This is a genomic window from Azohydromonas sp. (genome assembly GCF_035325925.1).
GTDB lineage: Bacteria > Pseudomonadota > Gammaproteobacteria > Burkholderiales > Burkholderiaceae_C > Calidifontimicrobium.
This window is the reverse complement of sequence record NZ_DAOKZA010000010.1, coordinates 17,226-38,756: the sequence shown is the minus strand read 5'-3', so window position 1 is coordinate 38,756 and position 21,531 is coordinate 17,226. Positions and strand designations below refer to the sequence as shown.

Below are 21,531 nucleotides of genomic sequence, written 5' to 3'. Positions count from 1 at the left end.
GTGCCGCGCGAGACGGCGGCGGGTGAAACCCGCCCGTGCGTCACGGCCGGCGCGGCCCTGAAGACCTGCGCGCCATGCCTCGCGGTGCGCGTGCGGCCGGGTCGTGGCCGCGAGACTGGACTGCAGGACATCCGAGGAGTGGATCCATGGCTTTGCTGATCGGAGTGCCGAAGGAGACGGCGGCGGGCGAGAAGCGCGTCGCAACGGTTCCCGACGTCGTCGAGAAGCTGCGCAAGCTCGGTTTCTCGGTGGCGGTGGAAAGCGGCGCCGGCGACGCGGCGAACTTCGCCGACGACACCTACCGCGCCGCCGGCGCCGAGGTCGTGGCCACCGCCGCCGAACTGTGGGCGAAGGCCGACATCGTCTTCAAGGTGCGTCCGCCCAGCACCGACGAAGTGGGCCTGATGCGCGAAGGCGGCACGCTGATCGGCTTCGTCTGGCCGGCGCAGAACCCCGAGTTGATGCAGCAGCTGGCGGCCAAGCGCGCCACCGTGCTGGCCATCGACTGCCTGCCGCGCCAGCTCAGCCGCGCGCAGAAGATGGACGCGCTGACCTCGATGGCAGGCATCAGCGGCTATCGCGCGGTGATCGAGGCGGCCAACGCGTTCGGCCGCTTCTTCAACGGCCAGATCACCGCCGCGGGCAAGATCCCGCCGGCCAAGGTGTTCATCGCCGGCGCCGGCGTCGCCGGGCTGGCCGCGATCGGCACCGCGGCCAACCTGGGCGCGATCGTGCGCGCCAACGACACGCGCGCCGAGGTCGCCGACCAGGTGGTCTCGCTCGGCGGCGAGTTCGTCAAGGTCGACTACGAGGAAGAAGGCTCGGGCGGCGGCGGCTACGCCAAGGTGATGAGCGAGGGCTTCCAGGCCGCGCAGCGCGCAATGTACGCGCAGCAGGCGCGCGAGGTGGACATCATCATCACCACCGCGCTGATCCCCGGCAAGCCGGCGCCGAAGCTGATCACCGCCGAGATGGTGCAGACCATGAAGCCCGGCAGCGTGATCGTCGACATGGCCGCCGAGCAGGGCGGCAACTGCGAGCTCACCGTGCCCGGCGAGGCGGTGGTGCGCCACGGCGTGACGATCATCGGCTACACCGACCTGGCCAGCCGGCTGGCCAAGCAGAGCTCGACGCTGTACGCGACCAACCTGCTGCGCCTGACCGAGGAGCTGTGCAAGACCAAGGACGGCGTGGTCGACGTCAACATGGACGACGACGCGATCCGCGGCCTGACCGTGCTCAAGGCGGGCGAGGTGACGTGGCCCGCGCCGCCGCCCAAGCTGCCGGCCGCACCGCCCAAGCCCAAGGCGGCGGCCGCCGCGCCCGCGCCCAAGGGCCACGGCCACGGCGCAGGCGAACCGATGTCGGCCAAGGCGCTGGCGATCGTCTTCGGCGTCGGCGCGGTCCTGTTCTGGCTGGTCGGGGCGTTTGCGCCGGCGAGCTTCCTGCAGCACTTCACGGTGTTCGTGCTGGCCTGCTTCGTCGGCTACATGGTGGTGTGGAACGTCACGCCGTCGCTGCACACGCCGCTGATGAGCGTGACCAACGCCATCTCGTCGATCATCGCGATCGGCGCGCTGGTGCAGGTGGCGCCGCCGCTGGCCGGCGGCGGCGGCGAGCGACCGTCGGGGCTGATCCTGGCCCTGGCGGTGCTGGCGCTGGTGCTCACCGCCGTCAACATGTTCGGCGGCTTCGCGGTCACGCGGCGCATGCTGGCGATGTTCCGCAAGTGAACAACGACAAGAACGAGGAGCCGCGGACATGACCGAGAGCCTGGCCACCGTCGCCTACATCGGCGCGACCATCCTGTTCATCCTCAGCCTGGGCGGGCTGTCGCACCCGGAGACCGCGCGCCGCGGCAACCTGTTCGGCATCGTCGGCATGGCGATCGCGGTGCTGGCCACCGTGCTGGGCCCGCGCGTCACGGCCGCCGGCATCCCGTGGATCGTCGGCGCGCTGGTCGTCGGCGGCTCGGTCGGGCTGTTCGCGGCGAAGAAGGTGCAGATGACGCAGATGCCCGAGCTCGTCGCGCTGATGCACAGCCTGGTCGGCCTGGCGGCCTGCCTGGTGGGCTTCGCGAGCTACGTGGACACCTCGGTGCAGTTCAGCGGCGCCGAGAAGGTCATCCACGAGGTCGAGATCTACGTCGGCATCCTGATCGGCGCGGTGACCTTCTCGGGCTCGGTGATCGCGTTCGGCAAGCTGTCGGGCAAGATCGGCGGCAAGCCGCTGCTGCTGCCGGCGCGCCACTGGCTCAACCTGGCCGGGCTGCTGATCGTGATCTGGTTCGGGCGCGAATTTCTGCGCGCCGACACCATCCCGGCGGGCATGTGGCCGCTGCTGGTGATGACGGTGGTCGCGCTGCTGTTCGGCATCCACATGGTGATGGCCATCGGCGGCGCCGACATGCCGGTGGTGGTGTCGATGCTCAACAGCTACTCGGGCTGGGCCGCGGCGGCCACCGGCTTCATGCTCAGCAACGACTTGCTGATCGTCACCGGCGCGCTGGTGGGCAGCTCGGGCGCGATCCTGAGCTACATCATGTGCCGGGCGATGAACCGCAACTTCATCAGCGTCATCGCCGGCGGCTTCGGCACCGGTGGCGGCACGCCCACGGCGGCCGGCGGGGCGCAGCCGGCCGGCGAGGTGGTGCCGATCAGCGCGGCCGAGACGGCCGAGCTGCTGCGCGAGGCCAAGCAGGTGATCATCGTGCCCGGCTACGGCATGGCGGTGGCGCAGGCGCAGCACACGGTGTTCGAGATCACCAAGCTGCTGCGCGACAAGGGGGTCAACGTGCGCTTCGGCATCCACCCGGTGGCCGGGCGAATGCCCGGGCACATGAACGTGCTGCTGGCCGAGGCCAAGGTGCCGTACGACATCGTGCTCGAGATGGACGAGATCAACGCCGACTTCCCCGATGCCGAGGTCGCGATGGTCATCGGCGCCAACGACATCGTCAACCCGGCCGCGCAGGAGGACCCGGCGAGCCCGATCGCCGGCATGCCGGTGCTCGAGGTCTGGAAGGCGAAGACCTCGATCGTGATGAAGCGCAGCATGGCCAGCGGCTACGCCGGGGTCGACAACCCGCTGTTCTACAAGGACAACAACCGCATGCTGTTCGGCGACGCGAAGAAGATGCTCGACGAGGTGCTCGCGGCGCTGCGCGCGTGACCGCGCGCGGGGCGACTTCGGCGGGGCCGGCGCCGCCGGCCGTGGTCGCCCGCGCCGCAGCGCGGTGGCGTCAGTCGCGGCGCGCGGCGAACAACGACTCCATCTCGCGCCGCAACCGGTAGGCGCGTGTCGTCGCGTCGATCGCGACGTCGTCCCAGGTCAGCATCCGGCCCTGCGCGACGGGTCGCACGACCTCGACCTGGTGCGCGAGCCCCAGCGGCAGCCCGCCGAGGCGCAGCGACGCGGCGGCCGGCTGCAGCTTGCCCCACACGGTGTAGCCGCCTTCGCCGTCGAGCATCTCGCCGGGGCGCAGGTCGCGCTTGGCGGTGGCCACCACGTCGGCGTTCCAGCCGGTGGCCACGCCGGTGGCCTCGCGGCGCAGCGCGACGCTGGCCACGCTCAGACCGACCTCGAGGCCGATCAGGTGCCAGCGCTTGTACAGCGTGAAGTAGCGCCCGCTCGGGTCGGTGTGCGCGTTGTACTCCTCGAAGCAGTGGCGCACGTAGTCGGTCTCGCCCTCGACGGTGACCCACACGCCCATGCGGATGTCGTACGGGATCGCGCGCCCGTCGGCCTCGAGCGAGCTGACGACCTCGACCATGCCCTTCTTCTCGAGGTGACCGCCTTCGCTCCTCGGACGCGTGACGAACGGGATGTCGGCGATGCTCGCCGGCGGGTACGCGAGGCCGGCGCCAGGCACGTCGAGCCCGGTGGCGTTGGCCACCGCGGCGCTCTCGATCGACGGCTTGCTGCCGTCGAGGAAGCTGTTGAACATCTTCGGGTTCAGCCCGCCGCGCTCGGCCTGCTCGGGCGTCAGCCCGTAGTAGCCCCACACGGTGTCGGGCGTCGACTGTGCGAAGTGCGGCAGCCACTTGTGGCCGCGGCCCGCGGCCACCACCGGGAAGCCGCAGGTGCGCGCCCAGTCGACGAGGTCGCAGATCAACGCCGGCTGGTCGCCGAACGCCAGCGAGTACACCACGCCGGCCTCGGCCGCGCGGCGCGCCAGCAGCGGGCCGCAGAACGCGTCGGCCTCGACGGTGACGTTGACGACGTGTTTGCCGTGCACGAAGGCTTCCAGGCAGTGGTCGACCGCGTGCACCGGCGCGCCGGTGCACTCGACGACGACGTCGATCGCCGGATGCGACACCAGGGCGTGCCAGTCGTCGCCGACGTGCGTCGTGCCCTCCTTCAGGGCGGCGTCGATCGACGCGGCGCGCACGCGCGCGGCGTCCCAGCCGACGCGTGCGAGGTTGCGGCGCGCGCCTTCGGGCGACAGGTCGGCGATCGCCGCGAGGTGCACGCCGGGCGTGCGCGGCACCTGCGCCAGGTACATCGAACCGAACTTGCCGGCGCCGATCAGGCCGACGCGGATCGGACGGCCTTCGGCCTGGCGCTTCAGCAGTTGCAGGTGCAGGCTCATCGAGGGGGGGGCTCGCAAAGTCGACGCGGCGCAGTCTGCCACGCCGCGGCGCCGGGCCAGGGCGGGTCAGATCTGCGCCAGCCACTCGGTCATGCGCCGGCGCTGGGCCGCGTCGGGCTGTGCGCCGTGCAACGCGGCCATGTTCTGGTCCAGGTGCACCGGGTTGCCGGTGGCCGGAATCGCGCAGGTCACCGCCGGGTGCGACACGGCCCACTTCAGCACGAACGCGGCCCAGGTCTCGACGCCGAGTTCGGCGCGCACCCACGCCGGCAGCGCCCGCCCGGCGAGCCGGCGCAGCGCGTCGCCACCGTCGAACGGGCGGTTGACGATCACCGCGACGCCGCGCGCCGCGGCGAGCCCGAGCAGCGGCTCGGCGCGGCGGTCGGCCGGGTTGTAGGTGATCTGCACGAAGTCCAGCGGTTCGCTGCGCAGCAGCCGCTCGACCTCGTCGTGGCGTCGGCCGTGCGACGTCGTGACGCCGACGTAGCGCACGCGCGCCTCGTCGCGCGCCGCGCGCAGCGTGCGCAGGTGCGCCTCGGTGCCCAGCAGGTTGTGCACCTGCATCAGGTCGAGCCGGTCGCGGCGCCACAGCCGCAGCGAGTCGTCGAGCTGCGTGCGGCCGCCGGGGCCGAACGGCGTCCAGATCTTGCTCGCGGCGAACACCCGGCGCGCCGCGTCGCCGTGCGGCGCCACGTCGGCCAGCAGGTCACCGACCACGCGCTCGGCGCTGCCGTACATCGGCGACGAGTCGATCATGCCGCCACCGGCGGCGACGAAGCGCTGCAGCACGCGGCGCAGCCGCGAGCGGTCGATGGCGTCGTCGCCGACGTCGAAAGTCAGCCAGGTGCCCAGGCCGACGGCGGTCAGCGCCTCGCCGCTGGCCGGGATCGTCTTGCGCCACGGCGTGTCGGCGCCGGCCGCGGCCGGCGGGGCCAGCGCCGCCGTCGCCGCGGCGAGCCAGGCGCGTCGCGTGATCGTCATGTGCCTTCGGAGTCGGGCGCACGGCGCGGGTTCCGGCCGAAGGTCGGCGCGCGACGATGCATCGTGTTGCAGATCCGGGGGGCTGTGGTTGTAACCTCGGCTCCTGCTGCCAAGGAGAATCCCCGCCGATGCTCGGAGAGTTCAAGCCGGTCGCGTTCGACCGCCACGGCCGGCGCCGCAAGCGCGCCGGAGCGCCCCGCTGGCTGGTGCTGCTGCTGTTGGGCGTCGGCATCGGTGCCGCGGCGGTCGTCTACGTGCAGGAGCGCCACCTGCCGCCGCGCCTGTCGTACGACGCGTCGACGCGTCTGCAGCAGGCCTACGAGAAGGCCGAGTCCGAGCGTCAGCGGCTGGCGCGCGAGTTGGCCGACACCGCAGGCCAGCTCGAGACCGCGCTGGCCGAGTCGAAGCGTCTGGGTGAGCAGCTCGCCGACAGCCGGCGCAGCGTCGAGGGGCTGCGCGCCGATGTCGCGACGCTGGTCGCCGCGCTGCCGCCCGACCCGCGAGGCGGCGCAGTCGCGGTGCGCGCCGCGCGTCTGCGCGCCAGCGGCGAGGCGCTGGCGTACGACGTGCTGCTCACGCGCGACAAGGCGGGCAGCCGCCCGCTCGCCGGCCAGCTGCAGTTCGTGGTGAGCGGGCGCACGGCCAGCGGCGGCGAGACCACGGTGACGCTGCCGCCGGTGGCGGTGTCGATTGGCACGCACCACAGCGCCAGCGGCGAGCTGCCGCTGCCGCGCGGCTTCGCGCCGCAGCAGGCCACCGTGCGCATCACCGATGGGCCCGGCGGCGCGCTGCTGGGCATGCGCGTGCTGTACGTTCGCTGACCGGGCGCGCCGGGGGCGGGCGCCGACCTCGGGGTTCAGCCCGGCGTGACGCCCGGGTCGCGTCGGCGGAACATGCCCCAGCCTTCCATCGTCAGCACGATGTCGCCGCCCTGGTTGATCACCTCCCAGCGCGTGCGCAGCAGCCCCACGTCGGGGCGGCTGTTCATCGGCCGCGCCTCGAGCACCTCCATGCGCATGCGCAGCGTGTCGCCGGGGAACACCGGCTTGAGCCAGCGCAGGTGGTCGACGCCGGGCGAGCCGAGGCTCGACGATTCGAGCAGGTAGGCGTCGCACATCATGCGCATCGCCAGCGCACAGGTGTGCCAGCCGCTGGCCGACAGTCGACCGAACAGCGACGCCTCGGCGGCCGCGTCGTCGAGGTGGAACGGCTGCGGGTCGAAGTCGCGCGCGAAGGCGATCACCGCCTCGCGCGTCAGCGTGGCGGCGCCGAACTCGCGCACGCTGCCCACCGGGAAGTCCTCCCACCAGTAGCGGATCGCGGGATGGGTGTCGGCGTGGGGCATCGGTGACGCGGCGTGGGGTGGACGCGGCAAGCATAGCGTCGCGACGTGCGGCCGGCCGTCGCACGCGCGACCGCGCGCAGGCCCGACAATGCGCCGACCGGTACAACCCGCGGTGCGGCAACAGACATGGCGATCCTGATCCTCGGCCTGGTGGTGTTTCTCGGCGTGCACTCGGTGCGCATCGTCGCCGACGGCTGGCGCAGCGCGACGATCGCGCGCATCGGCGTCGGGGCGTGGAAGGGTGCGTACTCGGTGCTGTCGTTGGCCGGCTTCGTGCTGATCGTCTGGGGCTACGGGCTGGCGCGCCACGACCCGGTGCCGCTGTGGACGCCGCCGGTGGCGATGCGCCACGTCGCCAGCCTGCTGACGCTGGCGTCGTTCGTGATGCTGGCCGCCGCCTACGTGCCGCGCAACGGCATCAAGGCGGCGCTGGGGCACCCGATGCTGCTGGGGGTCAAGCTGTGGGCCTTCGCGCACCTGCTGGCCAATGGCACGCTGGCCGACGTGGTGCTGTTTGGCGCGTTCCTCGGCTGGGCGGTGCTGGACTTCCGCGCCGCGCGCCAGCGTGACCGCGTCGCCGGCGCCCCGCGCGGCGGCGGCACGCTGGCAGGCACCGGGGCGGCGGTGGTCGTCGGCGTCGGCGCGTGGGCGGCGTTCGCGTTCTGGCTGCACGCGGCGTGGATCGGCGTCGCGCCGTTCGCGCGCTGAGCGCCGGCCGCCGGGGGGCGCTCAGCGCCGCGCCGTCAGCCGTCGGCGTACTTGATCATGCAGCCGTACGCCTGCGTCGCCGGCGTGGCCACCGGCTTGCCGGCGATCACCTCGGGCAGCGCCTGCTTGACGTGGTTGGTCGCCGCCTCGATGTCGGCGATGCGCCCGCTCGGGATGCTGTCGATCGCGCCGGCGTAGGCCAGCGTGCCTTGCGCGTCGATGATGTACATGTGCGGCGTCACGCGCGCGCCGTAGGCGCGGCCGACGCGCCCGTCGGCGTCCATCAGCGTCGCGGTGGCGGCCGCGCCGTGTTGCTGCATCCACTGCGCCATCGCCTGCGGCGTGCGGTAGTCGCTGCTGGTCTCGGCGGTGGAGTTGACCGCCAGCCACACGGCGCCTTGTGCGACGGCGCTGCGCTGCGTGTTCTGCATGTTGCGGCTGTCGTAGTGCTTGCGCACGAACGGGCAGCCGGGATTGACCCACTCGAGCACGACGGTGCGCCCCTTGAAGTCGGCCAGCGACACGCTGCGTCCGTTGACGTCGGTGGCGGTGAAGGCGGGCGCCGGCTGGCCCACCACGGCAGCGGCGCAGGCGCCGCCGGCCACGGCGAGCGCGGCCGCGGCGAGCGTTGTGCGCAAGAAGCTTCTGGCGATCATCGACGACTCCTTGTTGACGAGGTGGACAACCCGACCCGCGCCCGCGGCGCGGCTTCGGTGCGGCTACAGCGCCGCCGCGCGCGTGGCGGCGATCGCCGAGCGCACCTCCTGCACGGTCAGGAACTCGCCCAGCAGCTGCGGTGCCGCTGCGCCGGGCCGGTAGATGGCGTACACGGGCACACCGTTGCGCCCCAGCCGCGCGAGTTCGGTGGTGATCGCCGCGTCGCGGCGCGTCCAGTCGGCTCGCAGCAGCGTGACCCCGTGCAGCTCGAAGTCGGCCAGCAGCACCGCGTCGTTGAGCACCGTGCGCTTGTTGAACTGGCAGGTCACGCACCACGCGGCGGTGAAGTCGACGAACACTGTGCGCCCCTGCGCGTTCAGCGCCGCCACGCGATCGGCGCTCCACGGCTGCCAGCGCTCCTCGGGGGAGGCGGCGACCTGCGCCGGTGCGGCGCCGTCGCGCAGCGGCGGCCAGGCCCAGGCCAGCGTCAGCGCGAGCACGGCGAGCGAAGTCGCGCCGAAGCCGAGGCGCCCCCTGGGCCCCATGCCCGGCGTGCCCAGCGCCCAGGCGACGAAGGCCACCGCCACCAGCAGCCCCAGCACGCCGGCCGCGCCGTCGATGCCCACCTGCTGACCCAGCACCCACAGCAGCCACACGACGGTGGCGAACATCGGGAACGCCATCAGCGCCTTGAAGCGCGCCATCCAGGCGCCGGGTCGCGGCAGCAGCCGCGCCAGCGCCGGCCAGGCGCTCGCGGCGAGGTATGGCAGCGCCATGCCCAGGCCGAGCACCGCGAAGATCGCCAGCGCCTGCGCCGTCGGCAGCGTCGCGGCCAGCCCCAGCGAGGCGCCCATGAACGGTGCGGTGCATGGCGACGCCACCGCCACCGCCAGCACGCCGGTGAGCGCCGAGTCGGCCAGCGGGTGGCGCGCGCGCACCGCCGCTAGATTGCCCGGCAGCATCGTGCCGAACTCGAACACGCCGGCCAGGTTCAGCCCGATGAGCGTGAACAGCACCGCCAGCGCGCCGACGAACAGCGGCGACTGCAGCTGGAAGCCCCAGCCGAGCTGCTCGCCGCCGGCGCGCAGCGCGAGCAGCAGCGCGGCGAGCAGCAGGAACGAGATCACCACGCCCGCGGTGTAGGCCAGGCCGCCGGCCAGCAGCGCGCGCCGGTCGTGCGCGTGCGACGCGAAGCCCAGCACCTTCAGCGACAGCACCGGGAACACGCACGGCATCAGGTTGAGCAGCGCGCCGCCGACCAGCGCGAGCAGCAGCGCGAACGCAAAGCCGGGCAGGGGTGCCGGCGGCACGGACGCCGGCGGCAACGACCGCGGCGCCGCCGTGGCGGCAGGCACGTCGGCGGCGGCCGCGGCAGCCGGCGTGCTGCCCGGCGCCGGCCAGGCGCCCTCGACCGCGAAGCGCACCTGCACGCCTGCACCGGCGCCCGGCGCGGCGAGCACCGCGACCATCTGCGCCGGGCTGTCGCTGCGCTGCGCCGACAGCGGCACTCGCACTTCCCAGCGCTCGCCGTCCCAGCGCTGCGCGGTGCGCGCGGCGTTGTCGATCACGCCGGGCAGTTCGGGGAAGAACTGCAGCACCTGGCCGCGCAGACGCTCGGGCAACGCGCCGGCGCTGACGACCAGCGCGCCGCCGTCGACGCGCGCGCTCGCCGACGCGTCGACGGCCTGCGGGCGCGCCGCCCACGCGGCCTCGAAGCGCGACGCGTGCGCCGAAGTCGCCGCCTGCACCGGGATGCTCAGCGCGAAGTCGCCGCCCTCGGGGATGCACACGTCCTTGCACACCAGCCAGTCGGCGCGCAGCTTCACGTCCAGGCGCGGCGCGGCGAAGTCGTCGGGCACGGCCACGCGCACCGGCAGCAGAAGACGACCCTCGTGGCCGAAGTTCATCAGCGGGCCCACCGGCAGCGCCTGCGGCGTCGGCCACTCGATGTCGCCGGCGGCGAAGCCGGGCGGCAGCGTCCACTCGACGGTGGTCGGCAGCCCCGAGTCCCCGGGGTTCTTCCAGTAGGTGTGCCAGTGCGGCGCGTGGTCGATGGCCAGCCCCAGCCACAGCGGCTTGCCCGGGGCGACGCCCTCGGGCGCGTGCGCCAGCAGTTCGGCGCGCACCTGCTCGGTGGTCACCACCGCGCCGGCGGGCAGCTGCGCCGACGCGGCGAACGGCAGCGCGAGCACCAAGGGGGTCAGCAGTCGGCGCAGCAGGGGCATGCGGGTTGGAGGGCGCCGGGCGCCACGGGTTCCGGGTGGTGTCGATTATCGGCAGCACGCCGGCCACCGCGCGGCGCCGCGCGGCAATGGGAGCAGGCGTTCGCGGGGTGCCGGGGGGGTCACGGGTTTGCCCCTATAATCCCGCGGCTTTGCTGCCAGCGAACGTGAAAGGGCCCGGATGTCTGAACGGCCATACCGGTCAGAGGTCTGGGCCGACGAGGACGACGAAGCGGCGCGCCGCGATGTCAAGCCGCTGACGCGTGAGCAGGCACAGGCACTGAGGGAGAAGGACCCGCCGGTATCGCCGTGGCGGGTGGTCGCGACGCAGATCGCGGTCGGGCTGGTGGTGGCCGCCGTGGGCGTGCTGCTGACCGGCGAAGCGGCGATCGGCTGGTCCGCGCTGTATGGCGCGGCGGTCGTGGTGGTGCCGGGGGCCTTGATGGCGCGCGGCATGACCAGCCGGCTCTCCAGCATGTCGCCCGGCACGAGTGCCGTCAGCTTCATGTTGTGGGAGTTCGTGAAAATCGCGGTCTCGGTGGCCATGCTGGCCCTGGCGCCGCGGATCGTGCAGCCGCTGAGTTGGCCGGCGTTGCTGGTGGGCTTGGTGGTGTGCATCAAGGTGTACTGGGTGGCGCTCGCGTGGCGCCGCCGCTGAGAACAACGACGCGACGGATCAGACGAACATGGCAGTCTCAGGCAGCGCGCCCACGCCCGGCGAGTACGTCCAGCACCACCTGGTGCACCTGCAGAACAAGTCGCAGGTCGGGCCGGTGGACTTCGGCGTCGTCAACTACGACTCCCTGTTCTTCTCGATCGCCCTCGGCGTGCTGGTGTGCTGGGTGTTGTGGCTGGCCGCGCGCAAGGCCACCGCGGGCGTGCCGGGCCGCTTCCAGGCGGCGGTCGAGTTCCTCGTCGAGATGGTCGACTCGCAGGCCAAGGGCATCGTGCACAACGCGGCCAGCCGCAAGTTCGTCGGCCCGCTCGCGCTGACGGTGTTCCTGTGGGTGTTCATGATGAACGCCATGGACCTGCTGCCGGTCGACCTGATCCCGCAGATCTGGCACGCCGCCGGTCCCGCGATCGGCATGAAGGACTACATGCGCGTCGTGCCCACCGCCGACCTGTCGATCACGATGGGCCTGTCGGTGACGGTGCTGCTGATCTGCCTGTACTACAACGTCAAGATCAAGGGCCTGGGCGGCTGGGTGCACGAGCTGTTCACCGCGCCGTTCGGCAGTCACTTCCTGCTGTGGCCGGTGAACTTCGCGATGCAGATCATCGAGTTCGTCGCCAAGACGGTCTCGCACGGCATGCGGCTGTTCGGCAACCTGTACGCCGGCGAGCTGATCTTCATCCTGATCGCGCTGATGGGCGGCGCCTGGTCGCTGTCGGCCACCGGCATCGGCCTGATGGTCGGGCACATCGTCGCGGGCACCGTGTGGGCCATCTTCCACATCCTGATCATCACGCTGCAGGCGTTCGTGTTCATGATGCTGACGCTGGTCTACGTCGGTCAGGCCCACGACTCGCACTGAGCCTGCGCGCGGTTGCCGTTTCCCGCTTTCCTGCTTTCCGTCCCCAAACCCCCTTCTGACTAGGAGTCATCATGGAAGTCATCAGCTTTGTCGCCCTGGCCGCCGGCCTGATCATCGGTTTGGGTGCCGTCGGCGCCTGCATCGGCATTGGCATCATGGGAAGCAAGTACCTCGAGTCGGCCGCGCGCCAGCCCGAGCTGATGGGCGAACTGCAGACCAAGATGTTCCTGCTCGCCGGCCTGATCGACGCGGCGTTCATCATCGGCACCGGTATCGCGCTGTGGTTCGCCACCGCCAACCCGTTCCTGGGCCAGCTCGCGAACCTGCCGAAGTAAGCCGCAGCGGTTCGCGTCGCGCCGCCGCGCCGACATCGGTGCGAGCCGGCTCCGTCATCAAGTGATCGAGGCCCCGAAGTGAGCATCAACGCTACCCTCATCGCCCAGATGATCGTGTTCCTGATCCTGGTCTGGTTCACGATGAAGTTCGTCTGGCCGCCGATCGTCAAGGCGCTCGACGAGCGGGCGCAGAAAGTCGCCGAAGGCCTGTCCGCGGCCGACAAGGCGAAGTCCGAGCTGGCCGTGGCCAACAAGCGCGTCGAGGAGCAGCTGTCGGCCGCGCGCGACGACGCCGCCCGCCGCCTCGCCGACGCCGAGCGCCTCGCGCAGTCGATGGTCGAGGAGGCCAAGGGCCGCGCCACCGCCGAGGCGGCGAAGATCATCGCCGCGGCCAGGGCCGAGGCCGAGCAGGAGGTGGTCAAGGCACGCGAGGCGCTGCGCGAGGACGTCGCGACGCTGGCCGTCAAGGGCGCCGAGCAGATCCTCAAGCGCGAGATCAACGCCGGCGTGCACGCGGACCTGCTGGGCCGGCTGAAGGCGGAACTCTGACCATGGCCGAACTCGCCACCATCGCCCGCCCCTACGCCGAGGCGCTGTTCAAGGCGGTCGCGCCGAGCGATGCCGCGGCCGTGGCCGACCAGGTGTCGGCCATCGCGACGGTGGCCGCGCACCCGCGGCTGCGCGAGTTCGCCGACGACCCGAAGGTCGAGGCCGCGCAGGTGTTCGACGTCATCGTCTCGCTGGTCAAGGAGCCCTGGCTCGGCGACGCCGCGAAGAACCTGCTGCGCACGGTGATCGACAACGGCCGGCTGGCTGCGGCGGGCGAGATCGCGACGCAGTTCCGCGCGCTGGTCAACGCCTCGAGCGGCGTGTCCGACGCGACGATCTTCAGCGCCTACCCGATCGAGCCGGCGCAGCTCGCCGAGGTCGTCGCGACGCTCGAGAAGCGCTTCGGCCGCCGGCTCAGGGCGCAGGTCGAACTCGACCCGTCGCTGATCGGCGGCATCCGCGTGGTCGTCGGTGACGAGGTGCTCGACACCTCGGTCAAGGCGCGTCTGGAACAAATGAAGGCGGCGCTGACCGCGTAGTCGCGCGTCGGAACCCCTAGGAGCAAGTCATGCAACTGAATCCCGCCGAGATCTCCGAACTCATCAAGAGCCGCATCGAGGGCCTGGGCGCCACGACGGACATCCGCAACCAGGGCACCGTGGTATCGGTGACCGACGGCATCTGCCGCATCCACGGCCTGAGCGAGGCGATGCAAGGCGAGATGCTCGAGTTCCCGCCGACCCAGGACGGCACGCCGACCTTCGGGCTGGCGCTCAACCTCGAGCGCGACTCGGTCGGCGCGGTGATCCTGGGCGAGTACGAGCACATCTCGGAAGGCGACACCGTCAAGTGCACCGGCCGCATCCTCGAGGTGCCGGTCGGTCCCGAGCTGATCGGGCGCGTCGTCAACGCGCTGGGCCAGCCGATCGACGGCAAGGGTCCGATCGACGCGAAGATGACCGACGTCATCGAGAAGGTCGCGCCGGGTGTGATCGCGCGGCAGAGCGTGAGCCAGCCGGTGCAGACCGGCCTGAAGTCGATCGACTCGATGGTGCCGATCGGCCGCGGCCAGCGCGAGCTGATCATCGGCGACCGCCAGACCGGCAAGACCGCGGTGGCGATCGACACGATCATCAACCAGCGCGGCCAGGACATGATCTGCATCTACGTCGCCATCGGCCAGAAGGCGTCGTCGATCAAGAACGTGGTGCGCGCCCTCGAGCAGCACGGCGCGATGGACTACACGATCGTCGTCGCGGCGTCGGCCTCGGAGTCCGCGGCGATGCAGTACGTGTCGGCCTACTCGGGCTGCACGATGGGCGAGTACTTCCGCGACCGCGGGCAGGACGCGCTGATCATCTACGACGACCTGTCCAAGCAGGCCGTCGCCTACCGCCAGGTCTCGCTGCTGCTGCGCCGCCCGCCGGGCCGCGAGGCGTTCCCGGGCGACGTGTTCTACCTGCACAGCCGCCTGCTCGAGCGCGCCGCGCGCGTCAACGCCGACTACGTCGAGAAGTTCACCAACGGCGCCGTGAAGGGCAAGACCGGCTCGCTGACCGCGCTGCCGGTCATCGAGACGCAGGCCGGCGACGTGTCGGCGTTCGTGCCGACCAACGTGATCTCGATCACCGACGGCCAGATCTTCCTCGAGACCAGCCTGTTCAACGCCGGCATCCGGCCCGCGATCAACGCCGGCATCTCGGTGTCGCGCGTCGGCGGTGCGGCACAGACCAAGCTGATCAAGGGCCTGTCGGGTGGCATCCGCACCGACCTCGCGCAGTACCGCGAGCTGGCGGCGTTCGCGCAGTTCGCCTCGGACCTCGACGAAGCCACCCGCAAGCAACTCGACCGGGGTGCGCGCGTCACCGAGCTGCTCAAGCAGGCGCAGTACTCGCCGCTGCCGATCTCGCTGATGGCCGCCACGCTGTTCGCCGTCAACAAGGGCTACGTCGACGACATCGACGTGAAGAAGGTGCTGGCGTTCGAGAGCGGGCTGCACCAGCACCTGAAGTCCAGCCACGCGGCGCTGCTGAAGAAGCTCGAGACCGACAAGGCGATGGACAAGGCCGCCGAGGACGAGCTGACCGCCGCGATCGTCGCGTTCAAGAAGAGCTTCGCCTGAACATGACCCACCCCCGAAGCGCCTTCGGCGCCTCCCCCGAGGGGTCCGCACGGGCCCCCCGGTGGCCCTCGGGGCGACGCCAGCGCACCGGTGCAGCCGGCCGCGCGGTGGCCGCTTGAATGGAGTGACTCATGGCAGTCGGTAAAGAGATTCGCGGCAAGATCAAGTCCGTCGAGAACACGAAGAAGATCACCAAGGCGATGGAGATGGTCGCCGCGTCGAAGATGCGCAAGGCGCAGGAGCGCATGCGCCACGCGCGTCCGTACAGCGACAAGATCCGCGTGATCACCGCGAACCTGTCGCAGGCCAACCCCGAGTACCGCTCGCCGTACATGCGGCAGGTCGACGGCGCTTCGAAGGCGGTGGGCTTCATCGTCGTCACCACCGACAAGGGACTGTGCGGCGGCCTGAACACCAACATCCTGCGCGCGGTCACCACCAAGATGCGCGAGGTGCAGGCGGCCGGCGCGAGCGTGCAGGCGGTGGCGATCGGCAACAAGGGCCTGGGCTTCCTGAACCGCATCGGCGCCAAGGTCGTCAGCCAGGCGGTGCAGCTCGGCGACGCGCCGCACCTCGAGAAGCTGATCGGCCCGGTCAAGGTCATGCTCGACGCGTTCGTCGCCGGCCAGCTCGACGCGGTGTACCTGTGCTACACGAAGTTCATCAACACGATGAAGCAGGAGCCGCTGGTCGAGCCGCTGCTTCCGCTGGGCGCCGAGCGGCTGCAGCAGAGCGAGGCCGAGAAGAAGGACCACGGCTGGGACTACATCTACGAGCCCGACGCACCCAGCGTCATCGACGAGCTGCTGACGCGCTACATCGAGGCGCTGGTGTACCAAGCGGTGGCCGAGAACATGGCCAGCGAGCAGAGCGCACGCATGGTGGCGATGAAGGCCGCCACCGACAACGCCGGCAACCTGATCAACGAACTGAAGCTGATCTACAACAAGACGCGCCAGGCGGCGATCACGAAGGAGCTTTCGGAGATCGTCGGCGGTGCGGCGGCCATCAGCGGCTGAGCGAACGAGTTACTGATTGAAGGAACACGACATGGCACAAGGCAAGATCGTCCAGTGCATCGGCGCGGTGGTCGACGTCGAATTTCCGCGCGACCAGATGCCCAAGGTCTACGACGCGCTGAAGATGGAAGGCACGGCGCTGACGCTCGAAGTGCAGCAGCAGCTCGGCGACGGCGTGGTGCGCACCATCGCGCTCGGCTCGTCGGACGGCCTGCGCCGCGGCATGGTCGTGGTCAACACCGGCAACCCGATCACGGTGCCGGTGGGCAAGGCGACGCTGGGCCGCATCATGGACGTGCTCGGCAACCCGATCGACGAGCGCGGCCCGGTCGACCAGGCGCGCACCGCGTCGATCCACCGCAAGGCGCCGGCCTACGACGAGCTGAGCCCGTCGACCGAGCTGCTCGAGACCGGCATCAAGGTCATCGACCTGATCTGCCCGTTCGCCAAGGGCGGCAAGGTGGGCCTGTTCGGCGGCGCCGGCGTCGGCAAGACCGTCAACATGATGGAGCTGATCAACAACATCGCCAAGGCGCACTCGGGCCTGTCGGTGTTCGCCGGCGTGGGCGAGCGCACCCGCGAGGGCAACGACTTCTATCACGAGATGATGGAGTCGAAGGTCGTCGTCGACGAGGACCTGAGCCAGTCGAAGGTGGCGATGGTCTACGGCCAGATGAACGAGCCGCCGGGCAACCGCCTGCGCGTCGCGCTGACCGGCCTGACGATGGCCGAGGCGTTCCGCGACGAGGGCCGCGACGTGCTGTTCTTCGTCGACAACATCTACCGCTACACGCTGGCCGGCACCGAGGTGTCCGCGCTGCTCGGCCGCATGCCGTCGGCGGTGGGCTACCAGCCGACGCTGGCCGAGGAGATGGGCAAGTTGCAGGAGCGCATCACGTCGACCAAGGTCGGCTCGATCACGTCGATCCAGGCTGTGTACGTGCCGGCCGACGACCTGACCGACCCGTCGCCGGCGACCACCTTCGCGCACCTCGACGCCACCGTCGTGCTGAGCCGCGACATCGCCGCGCTGGGCATCTACCCCGCGGTCGACCCGCTGGACTCGACGAGCCGCCAGGTCGACCCGAACGTCGTCGGCGAGGAGCACTACAGCACCACGCGTGCCGTGCAGGCCACGCTGCAGCGCTACAAGGAACTGCGCGACATCATCGCGATCCTGGGCATGGACGAACTGAGCCCCGAGGACAAGCTGGCGGTGGCACGCGCGCGCAAGATCCAGCGCTTCCTGAGCCAGCCGTTCCACGTCGCCGAGGTGTTCACCGGCACCGCGGGCAAGTACGTGCCGCTCAAGGAGACGATCCGCGGCTTCAAGATGATCGTCAACGGCGAGTGCGACGCGCTGCCCGAGCAGGCCTTCTACATGGTCGGCACGATCGACGAGGCGTTCGAGAAGGCCAAGAAGATCCAATGACCCCCGTCGAAGCGCCTTCGGCGCCTCCCCCACGGCCCTGCAAGGGCCACTGCGTGGCCCGGTGGAGCACCGCCGGCGGACCGGCGAAGCCGGATCCGCGGCGGCCGCTGGCTCCGGTCGCTGCCTGGGCAGGCTTGGCGCGCGATCCGCTCTGGAGTAATTGAATGGCCAATACGATCCACGTCGACGTCGTCAGCGCCGAGGAGCAGATCTTCTCGGGCGAGGCGAAGTTCGTCGCGCTGCCCGGCGAAGCCGGTGAACTGGGCATCCTGCCGCGCCACACGCCGCTGATCACGCGCATCCGGCCGGGCGCGGTGCGCATCGAGCGCGCCGACAACGGCGACGAGGAGTTCGTCTTCGTCGCCGGGGGCATCCTCGAGGTGCAGCCCAATCGCGTCACCGTGTTGGCCGACACCGCGATCCGCGGCCACGACCTCGACGAGGCGAAGGCGGCCGAGGCGAAGAAGATCGCCGAGGACGCGATGAAGAACGCCAAGAGCGACATCGACTTCGCGAAGGCGCAAAGCGAGTTCGCGGCGATGGCCGCGCAGATCGCGGCGATCCGCAAGTTCCGTAAAAAGTAGCCGCGCCGACGGCGCCCGCAGTGCCCGACCCGCCCGGCGCGCGCCCGGCGGGTTTTTCCTTTGTTGGCACGCCGTGCCTGCTGCGCTAGCGTCGCGACGACGGAGGTGCGCGATGGCCAAGCGGCAAGACGGCAGGAACGGCAAGAATGGCAAGAATGGCAAGGGGAATGGTTCGACGCTCGCGAAGTCGGACTACCTCGACCGCCTCGAGGCGCTGCAGGTCGAGCTGTCGCAGGCGCTGCGCTGGCTCGAGCACACCGGGCAGCGGCTGGTGGTGCTGCTCGAGGGTCGCGACACGGCGGGCAAGGGCGGCGTGATCAGCGCCATCAGCGAGCGGCTGAACCCGCGCCGCTGCCGCGTCGTCGCGCTGCCCAAGCCCAGCGACGCCGAGCGCACGCAGTGGTACTTCCAGCGCTACGTCGCGCACCTGCCGTCGGCCGGCGAGATCGTGCTGTTCGACCGCAGCTGGTACAACCGCGCAGGCGTCGAGGCGGTGATGGGCTTCTGCACGCCCGAGCAGACCGCGGCGTTCCTGAAGCAGGCGCCGGTGTTCGAGAAGCTGCTCACCGACGACGGCATCCTGCTGCGCAAGTACTGGCTGACCGTCGACCAGGCGCAGCAGGAGGAACGCTTCGCCGAACGCGCCGAGGATCCGCTGAAACGCTGGAAGCTCTCGCCGATCGACCTCGAGGCGCGCAAGAAGTACGCCGCCTACACCGCCGCGCGCCACGCCATGCTGGCGGCCACGCACACCAAGCACGCGCCGTGGACGCTGGTCGACTTCAACGACCAGCGTCGCGGCCGCCTCAAGCTCATCCGACACCTGCTCGACTCGATGCCCGACGTCACGGTGCCGGAGACGACGTTCGAGTTCCCGCCGCTCGGCCACGAGCCGTTGAAGGAGCGCTTCAAGGGCTCGCTGAAGCCGATCTGAGAAAAAACGCCCTTCGTGGCCCAGGTGCCTACTCCGTGCGGCATGCCGTCGCGCACGCACCATGCTGGCCGCAGAGGGACGCCGTCATGACCTTGTTCCAAGTTCCCCGGCGAAACCGGGGGTCGGGGCGAACGACTCTCGCCGTCGGCATTCCTTACAGATGCGGCGACGGCGCTGCGCAGACATGTCGCTAAGCCATGGGCCTCAAACAGTTTTCACCGTGTGGCCCGAATCGTGCTCGACCGTGATCATTTGGAGGAAAGGGACTCGACGTGAAATTGAATCAATGGCTTGGTGTGGTGGCGTCGATGGTCATCGGCGCGTCGGCACATTCGGCGGTCGTCTCGCACGACTTCGACATCTTCGCCACCGACTTTCAGCACTCCTTTGGAGACGGATCGGTGCTGCCCGTTTCGCCCTTCCTGCTCGATTTCAGTCTGAGTTTCGACACCGCAGCCGACGTTCAAGGCACGACGTCCGGCCTGACCATCAACAGTTTCAATCTTCCTTACGCGGCGCAGTATGCCTACTCCGCGTCGAACGACACGGTGACGCTGGCCACTGATGCCGACCCCGGGAGTTGTGGAAATCCCGCGAACACCTTCTGCATCTTCATCAGCGATTTCAGTACGACTGCGCCGTCCGTCGACTTCGTTCAGCAGTCGACGCCGACAGGCGGGTATTGGGTCGCTCAGTCCATCGATGTTCAGGTCGACGTGGTGCCGGAGCCGGGGTCGTTGGCCTTGGTCGGGTTGGCGCTGGCCGGCGTGAGGGCGGCGCGTGCGCGTTCCAAGGGGCAGCGAGCATAGTTGCCCGCTGCGGCCCTCTGCAGTTCCCGATGAGGGCGTGCCATTGACGGACTTCTCGAGAGGCCACCGCCCGGCCGCGGGTCGCTGAAGAAGGCTTCAGGGCGTCGCTGACGCCAATCCGGCGAGCGCTGAGGCCCCGGCGCTCCTGCGCGTCCAGCGACGTCCAGCGCTGCAGCCATTCGCGCTCGCGCCGCGGCGCGCCACGTGCCTACCGCAGGTGCGCGCGGTCGGGCAGTTCGTTGGGGTTGGGCTGGTCGGGGCCGAGCGGGAAATGGCGCACCAGCATCTCGTCGACGGCGTCGACCGCGCGCGCCAGCCCGTCCTCGAAGCGGCCGGCGCGGAAGTCGTCGCGCATGCCGCCCACCAGCGCATCCCAGTGCGCCTGCGGCACGCGCTGCGCGAGGCCGCGGTCGGCGACGATCTCGATCGCATGTTCGGCCAGCAGCAGGTAGATCAGGACGCCGTTGTTCTGCTCGGTGTCCCAGACCCCGAGCTTGCCGAACATCGTCAGCGCGCGTTCGCGCGGCGTCGCGCCGCGCCAGAGGTAGGACAGCGGCAGCCCGGCCTCGATGCACAGCCGGATCTCGCCGCGGTGGCGGCGTTCGCTGGCGGCGACGCGCGATTCCAGCCGCTCGAGCGCCGCGGCGTCGAGCGCACGTGCGGTGTCGGTCTCGTCGACCCAGCGGTGCCTGAGGATGCGCATCCAGCGGTTCATCGTTGCCTTCCCTGCAGCGCCGCCCTACCAGCTGCCCGAGGCGCCGCCGCCGCCGAAGTCGCCGCCGCCGCCCGACGAGAAGCCCCCGCCACCACCGAAGCCGCCGCCACCGCCGCCCCAGCCACCCCCACCACCGCCCCAGCCGCCGATGTGCGGCAGGTTGCCGCCGCTGCGCGAGCCGCGCTGCAGGGGCGAGCCGACGCCGAACAGCCCGACCAGCACCAATGCCACGACGCCGGCGCCGGCGGCCACCAGCAGGCTGGCGGTGATCCACCAGCCGATGCCGCCGGCCGCGCCGGCGGTCAGCAGCGCGCCCAGCTTGCGGCCGAAGAGGCCGCTGAGCACGCTGCCGACGATCGGCACGCCGACGAAGAAGAACAGCAGCAGCTCGTCGAGCTGCAGCCCCTGCCGCGCCCCCTCGCGCGCCGCCGGTGCCGGCAGCGCCTCGCCCTTGATGCGCGCGATCAGCTGCTCGACGGCGGCCCCGAGGCCGCCGGCGTAGTCGTTGGCGCGGAACGCGGGCACGATCGCGCGGTCGATGATCTGGCGCGCCGCGAGATCCGGGATCGCGCCCTCGAGCGCCTTCGCGACTTCGATGCGAACGCGCCGCTCGTCCTTGGCGACGACCACCAGCACGCCGTCGCCGACCTCGCGGCGTCCGATCTTCCAGGTGTCGGCGACACGCTGCGCGTAGGCCGCGATATCCTCGGGCGCCGTCGCCGGCACCAGCAGCAGCACGATCTGCGGCCCGGCCTCGGCCTCGAACGCGGCGAGGCGGGCCTCGAGTGCCGCCGCCTGGTCCGCGCTCAGGGTGCCGGTGCGGTCGATGACGCGGGCGCTCAGCGCGGGCACCGGCTGCACGTCCTGGGCCTGCGCCGCCGGCGCCAGCAGCAGCAGCGCCGCCAGGCAGGCCACCAGCCACACGACCCAGGCCCGCGGCAGCCCCTGCCGCAGCAGCCGGCGCGGCAGCGCGGACATCAAGGGCGCGCC

Annotated in this window: 22 protein-coding genes; 15 read left to right on the top strand and 7 right to left on the bottom strand. The window is 70.9% G+C overall.

Features of this window, described 5'->3' with window-relative positions; genetic code table 11:
- Window positions 1-146 precede the first annotated feature (146 nt).
- Window positions 147-1,733 carry a Re/Si-specific NAD(P)(+) transhydrogenase subunit alpha gene (locus tag PKC53_RS05560; protein WP_324427150.1) on the top strand — a complete coding sequence of 529 codons (1,587 nt, stop codon included), beginning with the start codon at window positions 147-149 and terminating at the stop codon, window positions 1,731-1,733.
- A 28-nt stretch (window positions 1,734-1,761) separates the two neighbouring features.
- Window positions 1,762-3,171 carry a Re/Si-specific NAD(P)(+) transhydrogenase subunit beta gene (pntB, locus tag PKC53_RS05555; protein ID WP_324427148.1) on the top strand — a complete coding sequence of 470 codons (1,410 nt, stop codon included), beginning with the start codon at window positions 1,762-1,764 and terminating at the stop codon, window positions 3,169-3,171.
- A 70-nt stretch (window positions 3,172-3,241) separates the two neighbouring features.
- Here the strand turns inward: pntB and PKC53_RS05550 are convergent, their stop codons facing one another.
- Together PKC53_RS05550 and PKC53_RS05545 are read right to left on the bottom strand one after the other, a co-directional pair.
- The gene (locus PKC53_RS05550) at window positions 3,242-4,591 is read right to left on the bottom strand and encodes a Gfo/Idh/MocA family oxidoreductase (protein WP_324427146.1); all 1,350 of its coding nucleotides are present in this window, start codon (window positions 4,589-4,591) and stop codon (window positions 3,242-3,244) included.
- 66 nt (window positions 4,592-4,657) lie between these two features.
- The gene (locus PKC53_RS05545; protein WP_324427144.1) at window positions 4,658-5,572 is read right to left on the bottom strand and encodes an aldo/keto reductase; all 915 of its coding nucleotides are present in this window, start codon (window positions 5,570-5,572) and stop codon (window positions 4,658-4,660) included.
- 128 nt (window positions 5,573-5,700) lie between these two features.
- Between PKC53_RS05545 and PKC53_RS05540 the strand changes: the two genes are divergently transcribed.
- Window positions 5,701-6,393, top strand: coding sequence for a hypothetical protein (locus tag PKC53_RS05540; RefSeq protein ID WP_324427142.1), 693 nt, complete (start codon window positions 5,701-5,703; stop codon window positions 6,391-6,393).
- 35 nt (window positions 6,394-6,428) lie between these two features.
- Here PKC53_RS05540 and PKC53_RS05535 read toward each other — a convergent pair whose 3' ends face one another.
- Window positions 6,429-6,917, bottom strand: a complete 489-nt coding sequence (locus tag PKC53_RS05535; protein WP_324427140.1) for a MaoC family dehydratase — start codon at window positions 6,915-6,917, stop codon at window positions 6,429-6,431.
- 126 nt (window positions 6,918-7,043) lie between these two features.
- Here PKC53_RS05535 and PKC53_RS05530 point away from each other — a divergent pair, with 126 nt between their 5' ends.
- A complete protein-coding gene (locus tag PKC53_RS05530) occupies window positions 7,044-7,625 on the top strand; it encodes an NnrU family protein (RefSeq protein ID WP_324427138.1) in 582 nt (193 codons plus the stop codon).
- Between the two features lie 35 nt (window positions 7,626-7,660).
- On the opposite strand, the gene PKC53_RS05525 is transcribed toward PKC53_RS05530, so the two are convergent.
- Together PKC53_RS05525 and PKC53_RS05520 are read right to left on the bottom strand one after the other, a co-directional pair.
- The gene (locus tag PKC53_RS05525) at window positions 7,661-8,281 is read right to left on the bottom strand and encodes a redoxin domain-containing protein (protein ID WP_324427136.1); all 621 of its coding nucleotides are present in this window, start codon (window positions 8,279-8,281) and stop codon (window positions 7,661-7,663) included.
- 63 nt (window positions 8,282-8,344) lie between these two features.
- A complete protein-coding gene (locus PKC53_RS05520) occupies window positions 8,345-10,507 on the bottom strand; it encodes a thioredoxin family protein (RefSeq protein WP_324427135.1) in 2,163 nt (720 codons plus the stop codon).
- Between the two features lie 178 nt (window positions 10,508-10,685).
- Here PKC53_RS05520 and PKC53_RS05515 point away from each other — a divergent pair, with 178 nt between their 5' ends.
- From PKC53_RS05515 to PKC53_RS05465, 11 genes are all read left to right on the top strand, one after another.
- Window positions 10,686-11,162, top strand: coding sequence for an ATP synthase subunit I (locus PKC53_RS05515; RefSeq protein WP_324427134.1), 477 nt, complete (start codon window positions 10,686-10,688; stop codon window positions 11,160-11,162).
- 28 nt (window positions 11,163-11,190) lie between these two features.
- Complete coding sequence (gene atpB, locus PKC53_RS05510; protein ID WP_324427133.1) at window positions 11,191-12,042, top strand: F0F1 ATP synthase subunit A; 852 nt, start codon at window positions 11,191-11,193, stop codon at window positions 12,040-12,042.
- Between the two features lie 68 nt (window positions 12,043-12,110).
- Window positions 12,111-12,377: a F0F1 ATP synthase subunit C gene (gene atpE, locus PKC53_RS05505; RefSeq protein ID WP_324427264.1), complete on the top strand. Its 267-nt coding sequence runs from the start codon at window positions 12,111-12,113 to the stop codon at window positions 12,375-12,377.
- 78 nt (window positions 12,378-12,455) lie between these two features.
- Window positions 12,456-12,926, top strand: coding sequence for a F0F1 ATP synthase subunit B (locus PKC53_RS05500; protein ID WP_324427132.1), 471 nt, complete (start codon window positions 12,456-12,458; stop codon window positions 12,924-12,926).
- Between the two features lie 2 nt (window positions 12,927-12,928).
- Window positions 12,929-13,465: a F0F1 ATP synthase subunit delta gene (locus PKC53_RS05495; RefSeq protein ID WP_324427131.1), complete on the top strand. Its 537-nt coding sequence runs from the start codon at window positions 12,929-12,931 to the stop codon at window positions 13,463-13,465.
- A 29-nt stretch (window positions 13,466-13,494) separates the two neighbouring features.
- Entirely contained in the window at window positions 13,495-15,048 is a 1,554-nt protein-coding gene (gene atpA, locus PKC53_RS05490) for a F0F1 ATP synthase subunit alpha (protein WP_324427129.1), read from the top strand.
- A gap of 131 nt (window positions 15,049-15,179) precedes the next feature.
- Window positions 15,180-16,067 carry a F0F1 ATP synthase subunit gamma gene (gene atpG / locus PKC53_RS05485; RefSeq protein ID WP_324427127.1) on the top strand — a complete coding sequence of 296 codons (888 nt, stop codon included), beginning with the start codon at window positions 15,180-15,182 and terminating at the stop codon, window positions 16,065-16,067.
- Window positions 16,068-16,098: 31 nt separating this feature from the next.
- Window positions 16,099-17,499 (top strand): F0F1 ATP synthase subunit beta, encoded by a 1,401-nt coding sequence (gene atpD, locus PKC53_RS05480; RefSeq protein ID WP_324427125.1) that lies wholly within the window; start codon window positions 16,099-16,101, stop codon window positions 17,497-17,499.
- A gap of 164 nt (window positions 17,500-17,663) precedes the next feature.
- Window positions 17,664-18,083 (top strand): F0F1 ATP synthase subunit epsilon, encoded by a 420-nt coding sequence (locus PKC53_RS05475; protein WP_324427123.1) that lies wholly within the window; start codon window positions 17,664-17,666, stop codon window positions 18,081-18,083.
- 112 nt (window positions 18,084-18,195) lie between these two features.
- Window positions 18,196-19,017, top strand: coding sequence for a polyphosphate kinase 2 (gene ppk2 / locus PKC53_RS05470; protein WP_324427121.1), 822 nt, complete (start codon window positions 18,196-18,198; stop codon window positions 19,015-19,017).
- A 272-nt stretch (window positions 19,018-19,289) separates the two neighbouring features.
- Complete coding sequence (locus tag PKC53_RS05465) at window positions 19,290-19,826, top strand: PEP-CTERM sorting domain-containing protein (protein WP_324427119.1); 537 nt, start codon at window positions 19,290-19,292, stop codon at window positions 19,824-19,826.
- Between the two features lie 208 nt (window positions 19,827-20,034).
- On the opposite strand, the gene PKC53_RS05460 is transcribed toward PKC53_RS05465, so the two are convergent.
- Window positions 20,035-20,541 carry a TPM domain-containing protein gene (locus PKC53_RS05460; protein ID WP_324427117.1) on the bottom strand — a complete coding sequence of 169 codons (507 nt, stop codon included), beginning with the start codon at window positions 20,539-20,541 and terminating at the stop codon, window positions 20,035-20,037.
- Between the two features lie 24 nt (window positions 20,542-20,565).
- The gene (locus tag PKC53_RS05455) at window positions 20,566-21,519 is read right to left on the bottom strand and encodes a TPM domain-containing protein (protein WP_324427115.1); all 954 of its coding nucleotides are present in this window, start codon (window positions 21,517-21,519) and stop codon (window positions 20,566-20,568) included.
- Window positions 21,520-21,531 lie beyond the last annotated feature (12 nt).

Bases quoted from the DNA above. Each gene is read 5' to 3' on its own strand.
- PKC53_RS05545 (WP_324427144.1), bottom strand. From the start codon at position 5,572: ATGACGATCACGCGACGCGCCTGGCTCGCCGCGGCGACGGCGGCGCTG.
- ppk2 (WP_324427121.1), top strand. From the start codon at position 18,196: ATGGCCAAGCGGCAAGACGGCAGGAACGGCAAGAATGGCAAGAATGGC.
- atpB (WP_324427133.1), top strand. From the start codon at position 11,191: ATGGCAGTCTCAGGCAGCGCGCCCACGCCCGGCGAGTACGTCCAGCAC.
- PKC53_RS05460 (WP_324427117.1), bottom strand. From the start codon at position 20,541: ATGAACCGCTGGATGCGCATCCTCAGGCACCGCTGGGTCGACGAGACC.
- pntB (WP_324427148.1), top strand. From the start codon at position 1,762: ATGACCGAGAGCCTGGCCACCGTCGCCTACATCGGCGCGACCATCCTG.
- PKC53_RS05560 (WP_324427150.1), top strand. From the start codon at position 147: ATGGCTTTGCTGATCGGAGTGCCGAAGGAGACGGCGGCGGGCGAGAAG.
- PKC53_RS05530 (WP_324427138.1), top strand. From the start codon at position 7,044: ATGGCGATCCTGATCCTCGGCCTGGTGGTGTTTCTCGGCGTGCACTCG.
- atpA (WP_324427129.1), top strand. From the start codon at position 13,495: ATGCAACTGAATCCCGCCGAGATCTCCGAACTCATCAAGAGCCGCATC.
- PKC53_RS05495 (WP_324427131.1), top strand. From the start codon at position 12,929: ATGGCCGAACTCGCCACCATCGCCCGCCCCTACGCCGAGGCGCTGTTC.
- PKC53_RS05455 (WP_324427115.1), bottom strand. From the start codon at position 21,519: ATGTCCGCGCTGCCGCGCCGGCTGCTGCGGCAGGGGCTGCCGCGGGCC.
- PKC53_RS05525 (WP_324427136.1), bottom strand. From the start codon at position 8,281: ATGATCGCCAGAAGCTTCTTGCGCACAACGCTCGCCGCGGCCGCGCTC.
- atpG (WP_324427127.1), top strand. From the start codon at position 15,180: ATGGCAGTCGGTAAAGAGATTCGCGGCAAGATCAAGTCCGTCGAGAAC.
- PKC53_RS05475 (WP_324427123.1), top strand. From the start codon at position 17,664: ATGGCCAATACGATCCACGTCGACGTCGTCAGCGCCGAGGAGCAGATC.
- atpD (WP_324427125.1), top strand. From the start codon at position 16,099: ATGGCACAAGGCAAGATCGTCCAGTGCATCGGCGCGGTGGTCGACGTC.
- PKC53_RS05515 (WP_324427134.1), top strand. From the start codon at position 10,686: ATGTCTGAACGGCCATACCGGTCAGAGGTCTGGGCCGACGAGGACGAC.
- PKC53_RS05550 (WP_324427146.1), bottom strand. From the start codon at position 4,591: ATGAGCCTGCACCTGCAACTGCTGAAGCGCCAGGCCGAAGGCCGTCCG.
- PKC53_RS05540 (WP_324427142.1), top strand. From the start codon at position 5,701: ATGCTCGGAGAGTTCAAGCCGGTCGCGTTCGACCGCCACGGCCGGCGC.
- PKC53_RS05535 (WP_324427140.1), bottom strand. From the start codon at position 6,917: ATGCCCCACGCCGACACCCATCCCGCGATCCGCTACTGGTGGGAGGAC.
- PKC53_RS05520 (WP_324427135.1), bottom strand. From the start codon at position 10,507: ATGCCCCTGCTGCGCCGACTGCTGACCCCCTTGGTGCTCGCGCTGCCG.